This is a genomic window from Cyanobium sp. BA5m-10 (genome assembly GCF_024346255.1).
GTDB classification, from domain to species: domain Bacteria; phylum Cyanobacteriota; class Cyanobacteriia; order PCC-6307; family Cyanobiaceae; genus Cyanobium_A; species Cyanobium_A usitatum.
Genome location: NZ_JAGQCP010000012.1, coordinates 47,247 through 59,289, shown reverse-complemented (window position 1 = coordinate 59,289; position 12,043 = coordinate 47,247). Strand labels below are relative to the sequence as shown.

Here is a 12,043-nt window from a genome sequence, read left to right as displayed (position 1 = left end):
CTGCCTGGGGGCCGAGGCCGCTTTCCTGCTCGGTCGCACCTGGATGCGCAATTGGGCCCGCCGGCGGCTGGCGGTGGTGCCGAAGCTCCTGGCGATCGAGCAGGCGGTGAGCCGGGAGGGGCTGAAGCTGGTGCTGCTCACCCGCCTCTCGCCGGCCTTTCCCTTCTCCCTGCTCAATTTCGCCTATGGCCTTAGCGAGGTGAGCCTGCGCGACTACTCCATTGGCTTGATCGGCATCCTGCCCGGCACGATCCTGTTTTGCGGCCTGGGCGCCTTGGCCGGTGATGTGGCCCGCTTCGGCGAAGTGCTCTCCGGCGAGGCCGATGCCGGCACCTGGGCCCTGCGCATAGGCGGCCTGCTGGCCACCGTCGCCAGCGTTTGGTTGGCTGGCAAGGCGGCGCAGCGGGCGCTGGGTAATCGTGACGCGTGATCTAGCCGAAGCCGGCTTGCTCGAGTAAATCGAAGGTGTATTGGTGGAGGGTGAGCATTAGATGCTCTCCGGACCACAGCCCATGTGCTGCGGTCCGGCGCGGTAAGGCCCTCACGGCCGACCTTAGGGAATAACAGATTCGCCCATATTAAGCAACATTAGAAAAGTTAAATCCGATCACCATATCGTCGTAATCTTTATCACCGCCGCCGACAATATCTTCAAGGCCGAATAGGTTGTTGCCAAGCGAACGGAAGTGGCTGAGGCCATCGGTGTTGGCCCCGCCGAATGCAAAGAAGGTATTGCCATTCACCTGCGCGAATGGTGCCAGGAAGGTACCGCCCGTGACGCCGCTGAAGCTGCGGCTGGTGCTCTGGTTATCGGCAACGGTGAGATTGCCGAGCTGGCCGATGAGGTTGTCCGTGCGCAGGGCGGCGGCGCTGTAGCCGCTGTCACCGGGCCTGAAGCGGGTGATGGAGTCGGCCCCAAGCACGGTGCCTGCGGCATCGAGGGTGCGGTAGAAGCCAGCGACGGAATTGAAATCGGCTTCGCGGCCAAAAGCCACTGTGCCGCTGAGTCTCTGGGCGGCGGTGAAGGCGCTGAGATCTAAAACGGGTGCCTGCCCCTGGGCCTGGCTGATCAGGGCATTGAGGCCTGGATCGTTTGGCAGCAGGTTGAGGGAGAAACGTACGCCGCTGGTAGAGCTGAAGGCAACCTGGCCGTTGGCGAAGTCCCCGGACGTGAACAGGCTGAAACGGCTGTCGGCCAGGCTGGTGAGTTGGTCAATGCTCGCGTCTTGAACCTCGAAGAAGCGGATGCTCTGGCCGTTGATCAGTTGGATGTCCCGATCGAAGGAGCTGCCGGCTGGGAGGGTGACATCTGTGCTCTCCAGACTGGAAAACAGGGTGCGAGCACGGCCGCGCAGCCAGGTGAGATCAGCAAGCAGGGCAGCAGAGTTAGGGACTTCTGAGGCGTTGATCACCACATAGCCAATCTCGTTGGAGCTACTGGCGCGACTGGAGAGTGCGGCACGGAGGCTTACGGATGCGGGTGCGGCATTGGTGGGATCGCCGATGGTGACGGTGCCGGAGCCGGCGTTGGAGAACCGAAGATTGGTGAGGTCGACGAAACCGGCGACAGAGGGATCATCGATGAACCCATTGGCTAGTCGATCTTTGTCGCCATAGCCGCCGTCAATGAGGCTGAGTGCCAAGGAATCAGCGGTGCCGTCGTTGTTGAAGTCGAGGAAACGTGCGCCGGCGCCGGTGATCGGGTCGTAGGTGAGGGGCGAGATGGCTCCAGCGCTGTTGACGGCGTAAAAGAGGAGCTTGCGATCCGCTCGCCGGGCACCGGAGGGATTGGTGAGCTGGGGCAGGAGGTCTGCCGCCGCCAGTTCGAGAAGGGCATTGACGGAGGCACTGGTGCCTCGATCGACCCTTAGCTGGAAATCAAGCCCTGTTCCATTGCGAGTGATCCCGAGCTCAGCCAGCGAGGTGAGGCCAGAAGCGTTGATGCCGAGGTTGCTGATGACCGAGAGGTTGGTGCCTGCAACGAGATCGGCGTTGTTGATGCTGACCGTGATCGGTCTGACATCGCCGTTGGGAAGGGTGACCGAAACGATGGTGCTGACGGTATTGATTCCGGGCACCTCATTGATATCGGTGATGGCCAGCGAGTAATTAGCACTGAGGGGAGTGCTACCAGCCAGTGCCGGATCGACGACACGGACCGTGAGGGCGTATGAGGTTTTGGCCTCGAAGTTCAGAGCAATGCCGGCCTTGAGGAACAGGGCGGCGCCGACCACCTCGAAGCTGGCGGCATCGGGGCCGGAGAGGCTGATCACATTGGTGCCGAGGTTGTCATCGGCGATGACGATGTCAGCGACCTTGATGCGGCTGGCGGTGCTGGTGTTTTCGGCCAGGGATGGGGTGATGTTGGCCAGACTCAGCGCGGTGGGCGCAACGTTGATCAGGATCAGCTGGGGAGAGAACACCGCGGCGGCTTTGCCGTCACTGAAGGCCAGTTGCAGGTCGATGCTGGCCAGCTGCTCTGCGGTGAGATCAAGCGGAGCGGTGGCCCTGAGGGTGGTACCCGAGGTGGTGATCCATTCGGGGCCCTTTACTTTCAGCAGCTGCAGAGTCTCGCCATCAAGATCGGTGCCATAGATACTGAGATCACTGGTGATCTCAGTCCCACTCCCGAGCTCGAGGATGACGGGTCCGGCTTTCAGCTCCGGTGCGGAGTTGATTGACACATTGAGACCTCGCAGCAGCGCTTTCACTTCGGCCCACTCGCCTGAGGGGGCCACCCCGTCGATCAGCAGTTCGTCGATACCTGGCTCGTAGTCAAGAATCTGTAGGGAGCCGGTACTGCCTGGATTAGACGAATCGATCAGGAAGTTGTCGCGCTCACGGTCCACCAAGGCCGTGAAGGGGGAGAGGCCGAAGGTCCCGGCGCCGGATAAGAGTTGACCGCCGATGATCCGATCATTAACCGGGCGCAGGAACAGCAGGTCGGCGCCGATCCCTCCTACCAGCCCGTTCTCGCCTTGGCTGTCGGTGTTGAAGAGCGTGTCGTCGCCGCCAGAGCCATCGATCAGTGAACCGACCCCGGCGAAGATACGGTCGCCAGCGTCCGAACCCAGAACCGCTACATCGGCCAGCTGAACGCCGGCCCGAGGCAGGGTTCCGAAATCGGCAGGGTCGAGCAGGGTCTGGTCGCCGGCGGTGTCGACCGCCAGGCCGAACACCAGATCCAGTTCGCTCCAGTCAGGCTGCCAGGTGATCTTCGGCGTTGATGCGGGCTCGTTGTTGCCGCTCGAAGAGACTGCCATGGTCCTGAGTATTCAACGGTCGGATGGGCAAATAAATGCTTCGTTATCTCCTGAGTGGAGACAAAAAAGCCGGTCCCCTCAGCTGAGGGGACCAATTGCGGGTGCGATCAGGCCAGACCAGCGAAGTTGGTCTGGTTGTTGAGGCTGGCGGCGCTCACGTTGGTGAAGTGGCCAACGGCTGTGCCAGTAACACTCAAGAGAGTGTCGGTACCCACCTGGGTGAAGCTGAGGTCAGCGAAGGCAACTCCCCGCAAGCCCACCAAGTCTTCACCGGCCTTGAAGTCCATCACGAACTGCTTAGCACCAGGCTTATCACCAGGTGCGCTAATCAGCCAGAACTGGTCGGAGCCAGCACCACCGTTGAGGTAGTTGGTGCCGGCACCATCAAGGATGTCGAACTTGTCGTTGCCTTCGCCGCCAAGGGCGCGGTTGCCCATGGTGCCGATGACGAAGTCGTCGTCGCCGCCATTGCCGCTGAGGCGGTTGCCATTGCCGCCGGTGGCCCAGATCTGATCAGCGTCGCCGCCGCCGGTGATCACATCGCGGCTACCGGCGTAGATGATGTCGGCGCCGGAGCCAGTGAAGATTGTGTTTGCAGAACCAGCAAGGATTTCAATGTCCACGCTGTCTGCGCCGGCGCCGGTGAACAGCACATCTCCTTTGCCGTCGAAGCCCTGAAGCTTGATGGCATCGGAACTGAATGTGTCATCGGCTCCGGTTGTACCGAGCTTCACATCAATCACCTCATCCGTGCGCACCGCCAGGTTCTGCAGCCGCAGATCCTGAGCCGCGGCTGTTTCGGGTTGGTTGTAAGCCTTGCTGGCCGTGGCGTGATTTGCCTTCAGATACTCAGCCAGGGCATCCTGTTCGGTGCCATCGCCACTGAATTTCGCTGCACCGGTGAGGGCTGCGGTGGGATTGAAGAGGTCAACGCGGTTGGCAGCAGCATCGGTGGGGAATGGATAGCTGTCGCCACCGCTAGCAAGGAAGTTGAGCGTCACCATCCGGAACGTGCGGGTTGCATCACCCACTAGGGCGCCGGCTCGAACCACCACATCCAGGTCATTGCCCTGGCTGTCCTGAACGGCCAGGTTGAGGATGCGGCTGCCGGCCGGCTTGGTGAGATCGAAGCTGAAGGCCAGGCCGCCCACCTGGGGGAAGCGTCCCTGGTTGGGGTACAGGGCAATGCCGTGCTCGAGCAATTCCTTGAGCTTGCTGGCGCTCACGGTCACCAGGGAGAGGCTGTTGTTGAACCGCAGCGAGTTCTCGATATCGAGGGTGGACACACCGCCCTCAGGCTTATTGGCTGAGGGATTGGGGAGGGTGGGTTCCTTGGCCCCGCTCACCACATCGACCGAGCCGATCTGGGAGCGGATGCCGCCACCGTTCTTGAGGGAGATCACAACCGATCGGTCGATGCTCTGCGCGTAGGAGAGGTTGGCGTCAGCGGTGAGATCACCGAGGTTGGTTTCCTCTGAGCGCACGAAGGCCCGCTCACCTTCGAGGTAGACATCGGAATAGCCCCACACCTCGCCATCTTTACTGGCGATCACGGCCTGTACGGCATCGGTGAGATCTTGCACGTTCTCGGCCTTGGTGCCGTCCGCAAAGGCGGTGGTGGCAAGCTCGGCTTCGGTCACGTTCCAGGCCTTTGCCACATTGGCGGCGGTGGCGGCATACGCACCGCTCACCAGAGGATCAATGCTGGAAGGGATGATGCGGCCCTGAGCATCGAAATCCACCACCAATCGGCCGAGATAGGTGTACTCGTTATCGGTATTCACGATCAGCGTCTTGCCGCCATCAGCACCGGTTGCAACTAGCGGATAGGTGTCGGCGAAGTTGCCAGCATGGCCAGGGAAGGCGACAGCCTGATCGTTGCTGTCTCCTAGGCGCGTGTTGGAGCCCCCAGCCAGGATGATGTCCACACCGCGCAGCAGCGGAGCCAGGGCCTTCTCGTTGCCGAGCTGCTGTAGGTGGGCCATCAGGATCACCTTGTTGACCCCTTGGGAGATCAGGTCGTCGATCACCGGCTGCAGCTGGCTGGCCAGCAGGGCCATGTCGTCGATCTCTGAGCCATCGCCGTTGAAACCCTTCACTTCCACCCCACCGGTGGAGCTGATCTTTTCGAGGATCTGGGTGGTGGCAGCCACCAGGCCGATCTTCTCGCCGTTTTTGGTAACCACGGCCGAGGGCACGATCTTGCCCTTCTGGGCAGAGGCTTCCTCAAGACCCGCCGTGGCGGTGGTGTTGGTGAACCGCGGGTTCAGATCCGCATCGCCGCTGAAATCGAGGTTGGCTGACATGTAGGGGAATTGGGCCCCCACCCAGCCTGAGCCTGGTGTGAAGCTGTCCCGGAATACCCGCGAGCCCAGGTCAAACTCATGGTTGCCGATCGTGGAAGCTTCCACACCGATCAGGTTGTGGATGGCGATGTCCACCGCAGCGATTGGAAGGTTGCCGGTGATGGTGGAGCCGGTTACGGCATTGAGCTCATCGCGCACGCTGATGTCTGTGCCGCCGTTCAGGAAGGGGCCTGGGATGAAGTTGTCGCCACCGGCCAGGATCAGGGTGTTGGCATAGGTGTTGTCAAATCCATCAACAAGGCCTGCGAGGTAAGGCGCCGTCTGGGACGCCAGCAGGCCGGCTTCCCCATCGGCGAGGTGCAGAAGTTGCAGGCGATAGGGGATCGGGAAGTCCACCACCGACACCACATCGTTGCCCTCACTGGAGGCAATCACGCTGCGGGCGGCGTTGGTGGCGGTGGTGAGGAAGGTGATCCCCTCAATCCGCTGGGCACCGGGGAAGATCATCGGATCCACGGCCACTGCGGCATAGGGATTCGAAACATCAAAGATCGCCGCCATGCTGGTCGTGGTGCGCTCCAGGGCCACGAAGGCGTAGGTGCTGCCGTTGATGGTGAACACCTCCACCATTTCGGGCTCGACACCCTTGGCATCTTCACGATCGTTGACCGGATAGAGACCACGAGCATTGGCGAGATCCTCGAGGGCAACTCCCGAATCCCAGGCAACATTTCCTTTGGAATCGAAGATTCTCAGGGAGCGGGAACCGGTCACATAGGCCTGGTCGATGATGCCGTCGCGATCGAGATCGCCGGTGTTGGTGAGGATGTTGAGCCTTTGGGCATTGGCAGCAACCAGACCCGCTTTCTGTTCGGTGGTTGCGCTAGCTGCCGCGGTAAGAAGGGCTGAAACGCGGCTGGTTTCGTCGGGATTGAGAAAATCGTTCCTGTCGTCGCCTTCGCCAGCGGCGAGAATGAAATTTTCACCGTTGTAGACGATGGTGGCTAGGCCATCGGGCATTACAAGGCCGTAGACATCGCGGTTCGTGGCAGGGGTATATCCTCCATTCGCATTGTCTTCGGTATCCACTGCTGGATTGCTGAAGCTCACCACAGTGAAGGCGTTGCCGTTAGCTCCTTCGGTGCCGAAGTCGTTGTCGTAGTTGATGACGACCGAGCCGTCGTCGCGCAGGGTGAGGCCTTCGGGTTTGTCGTAGGCCAGGCTTCCACCCACCGAAGGCAGGTTGAACAACTCCACTTTGTTCACCAGCGTTATGCCGGCGGCTGCCAGGCGGTCAGCGCTGGAGGCGGAATAGACGCCATTCACCAAGGTAAGGCTGTTGTCGAGCAGCTCTGGGCTGGCTACGCCAATGGCGTCAGCCCATGTGGCTGTGCCGGCGGGTGAAGCCTTAGCGGTCACCATGACGCTGAGCTCGCCGATTTCCACCTGGCTGGTGGGAGTGGTGACTGCTTTGTGGATCTGATCAGCGATCAGGAAGTAGCTGTACTTGGTGGTGTCGTAACCGCTGACGCCAGTGAGGAAGGAGGAGATATCAACGATGCCGGAAGACTCTTCGTCCTGGGTGATCGCTCCAGCGCCTGTGAACAGAGCCGGATTGTGCTGGGCCAGCTCGACCAGGGTGTCGGTGGAAGGGTTGTAACGCCAGATCTTGGCGAGGCGTGCATTATTGCCGGGGTCTTCCTGCAGCAGGATCGAGCCGTCATCGGCCACGGTCATGTTGTCGAGCATGACCTGGCCTTCGCTGCCGTTGAGCAGCATCTTCACGGTGCCGCCCAGCTCAGGATTGGCGGGATTGGTGAACTCCAGGGCCCAGAGGCGGCTGGCGCTTGTGCTGGTGGCGGTGGTGACGAAGTAGAAGGATTTGCCGTCTTTGCTCCAGGCGCCATCTTCTGGCCGCAGCCAGTTGGTGACACCAGCAGCAATGCTTTCGGTGTTGAGCTCGGCGCCGGTCTTGGCCTTCACATCGCCGAGGTTGACGAGTTCAAAGGTGCCGACGCCGCTGCCATTCAGGCCGAGACCGGTGGCATTGGGGCTGGCCAGGTCGCCCACCTCGGTGTTGGTGGTGCCAGTGGAGTTGACGCGGACGCCGTAGGTAATGCCACCGGCGAGGCCGGCCTGCTGGACGGCGTTGCCAGTGGTGGCCTTGTTGCCGACGTAGACGTAGACCTGGCCGTTGGTGCTGGTGTCATCGAGGCTGACGACGACGGTTTTGTCCTGGGCAATGGGGTTGGCAACAACGTTCTCGAACGAGAGGTTGCCGAGGCTTGCCACCTCATACACCTTGCCAGCATCAGTGCCGTCGAGCACGTGGGCAAAAGCACGGCCTTCAGCTCCGGCCTCTTCGCCGGAGAGGAAGATGCGACCGGCGTAGCCGTTGGTGCCGTTGCGGAAGGCGGTGGCTGCGGCTAGGTCTGCTGAGCAGAAGCGGTTAAACGCGGTGGTGGTGCCACTGGTCCAGGTGGTGCCGTCGGCGCTGGCGAGGAAGAGATCGTTTGCAGAGGCGAGGAAGTCCTTGCCGCTGATCACGGCAAGGGTGGCTTTGTCGATCGTGAGATCCGACACATAGGCGCCCTTGGAGCCATGGGCCCGCACATCGCCGGCGGTTTCGCGAAGTTCATGGGTCACCAGCACCCGCAGGGTGCCATCACCGTTGTCGGTAACGCCAATGCCATCGGGGATGCCGTTGAAGCGATAGCCGTTGTTGCCCTGTTCGCCGGCATCAATGACTTCGCGGAATACGGCGCGACCTTCTGTACCAACCAGGAACGTTTGCGTTGGCAGGGCCGTTTCTGGAACGATCTGCTGCTTGGCATCGGCCTTGGCAGTGGCCATGACGCTGAGCTCGCCGATTTCCACCTGGCTGGTGGGAGTGGTGACTGCTTTGTGGATCTGATCAGCGATCAGGAAGTAGCTGTACTTGGTGGTGTCGTAACCGCTGACGCCAGTGAGGAAGGAGGAGATATCAACGATGCCGGAAGACTCTTCGTCCTGGGTGATCGCTCCAGCGCCTGTGAACAGAGCCGGATTGTGCTGGGCCAGCTCGACCAGGGTGTCGGTGGAAGGGTTGTAACGCCAGATCTTGGCGAGGCGTGCATTATTGCCGGGGTCTTCCTGCAGCAGGATCGAGCCGTCATCGGCCACGGTCATGTTGTCGAGCATGACCTGGCCTTCGCTGCCGTTGAGCAGCATCTTCACGGTGCCGCCCAGCTCAGGATTGGCGGGATTGGTGAACTCCAGGGCCCAGAGGCGGCTGGCGCTTGTGCTGGTGGCGGTGGTGACGAAGTAGAAGGATTTGCCGTCTTTGCTCCAGGCGCCATCTTCTGGCCGCAGCCAGTTGGTGACACCAGCAGCAATGCTTTCGGTGTTGAGCTCGGCGCCGGTCTTGGCCTTCACATCGCCGAGGTTGACGAGTTCAAAGGTGCCGACGCCGCTGCCATTCAGGCCGAGACCGGTGGCATTGGGGCTGGCCAGGTCGCCCACCTCGGTGTTGGTGGTGCCAGTGGAGTTGACGCGGACGCCGTAGGTAATGCCACCGGCGAGGCCGGCCTGCTGGACGGCGTTGCCAGTGGTGGCCTTGTTGCCGACGTAGACGTAGACCTGGCCGTTGGTGCTGGTGTCATCGAGGCTGACGACGACGGTTTTGTCCTGGGCAATGGGGTTGGCAACAACGTTCTCGAACGAGAGGTTGCCGAGGCTTGCCACCTCATACACCTTGCCAGCATCAGTGCCGTCGAGCACGTGGGCAAAAGCACGGCCTTCAGCTCCGGCCTCTTCGCCGGAGAGGAAGATGCGACCGGCGTAGCCGTTGGTGCCGTTGCGGAAGGCGGTGGCTGCGGCTAGGTCTGCTGAGCAGAAGCGGTTAAACGCGGTGGTGGTGCCACTGGTCCAGGTGGTGCCGTCGGCGCTGGCGAGGAAGAGATCGTTTGCAGAGGCGAGGAAGTCCTTGCCGCTGATCACGGCAAGGGTGGCTTTGTCGATCGTGAGATCCGACACATAGGCGCCCTTGGAGCCATGGGCCCGCACATCGCCGGCGGTTTCGCGAAGTTCATGGGTCACCAGCACCCGCAGGGTGCCATCACCGTTGTCGGTAACGCCAATGCCATCGGGGATGCCGTTGAAGCGATAGCCGTTGTTGCCCTGTTCGCCGGCATCAATGACTTCGCGGAATACGGCGCGGCCTTCCGTTCCGACCATGAACGTCTGGGAGGGAAGGGCGGCCTCGCTCACCTGGCTGCCGAGGGTGAGGGGCAGGGTATTGGTGGCACCGCGCAGATCCACCTCGTACACGCTCTTGAAGCCGTTCAGGGCGCGGCTGCTGTCGCGCTCCATCACCAGGAACACGTTGCGGACAGCGTCGTAGGTAACGTCGCCAATCTTGTCCTGACCGGGGCGGCCGCTCAGCAGGTAGAGATGCTCCTTGACCGGGGTGCCGGTGGCGGGATCGATCGCCAGGATGCGGGTGAGTTGCGAAGGACTGCGCTCGGCTGCAACACCATCGTTATTGCTGTCGATATCGAAGGGGCTCTGCATGAACGCATACAGCAGGCCGTCCTTGCTGTTGAAGGCCATGCCTTCGATGCCGCGGTTGCTCCAGCGGTTGCCATAGATGGCGGGCAGGCTGTCGATTGTTTCAGCGCCGATCACACTGCCGTGCTGAGCCTGAAGCAGAGCTTTCTGGCCGGAGGGGATATAGCGCTGGATCAGATTGCCCGTACTGAAATCAAAGATGCCAATTTGGCCGCGGTATTCATCGCCGACGGCGAAAACCTTCCGCGATACCCCACCGAAGCTGGCGGTGAAGATTGAGACGGTTTCCGAATCGATGCCGAAGGCGTCGTAGGCGAGGTTCTGGTTGGCCGTATCGATGGGGATATCGTCCTTGCCCTGCAGCTGCGGCAGGCCGGTCAGCGGAGTGCCGTCGGCACGTTTGAGGCCGATCTTGCCCAGCTCGCTCACGGCGCCAGTGGCGCGATCCATGCCCAGCTTGTAGATGGTGGGCTGGAAGTCGGGATCGAGAAACTGTCGTTTGCCGGCAACCAGCGCCCCGTTTGGGCCACGGTCCGTCACCGAGTAATAGATGTCGAGCGTTGCGGTGCCGACCGTTTCGGTGCCAGCAAAGAACAGGCCGGAGAGCCCGCCAGCCTGAGCGCCGCTGGGGAGGTTTTCGTTCCCCGGTGCGTAGGAGAGGGTATAGGAGTAATTCTTGGCGCTAGCAGTGCCGCGATCCCAATCTTGGATGCCTGCCGAGAAGATCGAAGTGATCTTTGGCGTTGCCGTGCTGATGTCTAGGACGGCGATCCCATTGTTTTCCTGCAGCGACACATATGCCGTTTTGCCATCGGCCGCGATCGCGATCGCTTCGGGCTCGATGTCTTGGGCCAGCGTGGTGGTGACCCCCGCTTTCCCCGTGATGCGGATGCCGCGGTTGATCAGTTCAGCCTTGCGGTTGTTCCAGGCACTGAAGTCGATCGTCTGTACATTCACCTGGGCCGGAGCCGCAGGAACTGCCAGCAGATAGGCCGCGGTATCGATCACGGAGATCGAACCGACCGGATCGATGGTGTATGCGGTATTGGGCTCACCCTCATTGGTGACCAGCAGCTTGCGGCCGTCGGCACTGAACTTCACTTGGTCGGGCAGGGCGCCCACGGTGAGGGTGCTGAGCAGGGTCGGAAGCGAGGGATTGGTCAGGTCGTAGAACTGAACAAAGCCAGGATCTGTCTTGACTACGTTCTGGACAGCAACGGCGAGCAGATTGCCGAAAACCGCCACACTCTGGAAGGTTTCACCAACGACGTCGGAGGTGCCGCGAGCCACAGCTACAGGGCTGGCCGGATTGCGCAGATCGCTGACTACAAGGGCACCAGATCCGCCACCCACTGTGTATAGGTAGCCAGACTTAGAGCTGTAAGCGGAGATTTCCGCATTCGCTCCAAAGCTTGCGAGAGAGAGAACACCCTCAACTGCAACTGCCGCCGGGTCAAGAAGATTGAAGACTAGTGCCACGCTGAGTTGAATCAGATTCCACAACCTTGCCAACCTTTGACCCCGCAGGGAGTTAAGGGGTGGTTATCAGTTTGTTTATTAGGGGCCTGAAGTTTGGCGCCATACCTCATCTCGTATTGGGCAATACATGCGCTGAGTCTTTGCATCCGCTTTAGGCGTAGGGCTTTAAGCAAGCCTTTACCTTCTTGGCTATCTCTTAACTCCGGGGCGAGTTCACGTTGTTAGCCGCCAATCCCGCACCGCTGCGATCAACACAAACCAAGCCAGCCGCAGCTTTGCCAGCGTCCCTTGACGTGCAGCCAGCTCGGCGTATTTGGCGCGGCCGCACTCCGTTTTGATCCAGCGGTAGGCCTGCGGCTGGGGATGTTCCATGGGTCCATCTTGCCGGGCGTGCCCCTTACGGGAGCTGTGGATCGCTTGGTCGCCTTAAGTGGGTAGAGCACTCAC

The 12,043-nt window shown here is 61.2% G+C and carries 4 protein-coding genes; 1 reads left to right on the top strand and 3 read right to left on the bottom strand.

Annotated elements, in window-relative coordinates; all coding sequences use genetic code 11:
- A partial coding sequence (locus tag KBY85_RS06620; RefSeq protein WP_254960738.1) for a TVP38/TMEM64 family protein occupies window positions 1–430 on the top strand: 430 nt, incomplete at its 5' end.
- A gap of 148 nt (window positions 431–578) precedes the next feature.
- Here the strand turns inward: KBY85_RS06620 and KBY85_RS06615 are convergent.
- The 3 genes from KBY85_RS06615 to KBY85_RS06605 all read right to left on the bottom strand — a co-directional run bounded on the left by KBY85_RS06615 (window position 579) and on the right by KBY85_RS06605 (window position 11,968).
- Window positions 579–3,263, bottom strand: a complete 2,685-nt coding sequence (locus tag KBY85_RS06615; RefSeq protein ID WP_254960736.1) for a DUF4114 domain-containing protein — start codon at window positions 3,261–3,263, stop codon at window positions 579–581.
- 107 nt (window positions 3,264–3,370) lie between these two features.
- Window positions 3,371–11,596, bottom strand: a complete 8,226-nt coding sequence (locus tag KBY85_RS06610; protein WP_396121819.1) for a choice-of-anchor I domain-containing protein — start codon at window positions 11,594–11,596, stop codon at window positions 3,371–3,373.
- Window positions 11,597–11,809: 213 nt separating this feature from the next.
- On the bottom strand, window positions 11,810–11,968 hold the full coding sequence (locus KBY85_RS06605) for a hypothetical protein (RefSeq protein ID WP_254960732.1): 159 nt from the start codon (window positions 11,966–11,968) through the stop codon (window positions 11,810–11,812).
- Between the last annotated feature and the right edge of the window lie 75 nt (window positions 11,969–12,043).

Bases quoted from the DNA above. Each gene is read 5' to 3' on its own strand.
- KBY85_RS06615 (WP_254960736.1), bottom strand. From the start codon at position 3,263: ATGGCAGTCTCTTCGAGCGGCAACAACGAGCCCGCATCAACGCCGAAG.
- KBY85_RS06605 (WP_254960732.1), bottom strand. From the start codon at position 11,968: ATGGAACATCCCCAGCCGCAGGCCTACCGCTGGATCAAAACGGAGTGC.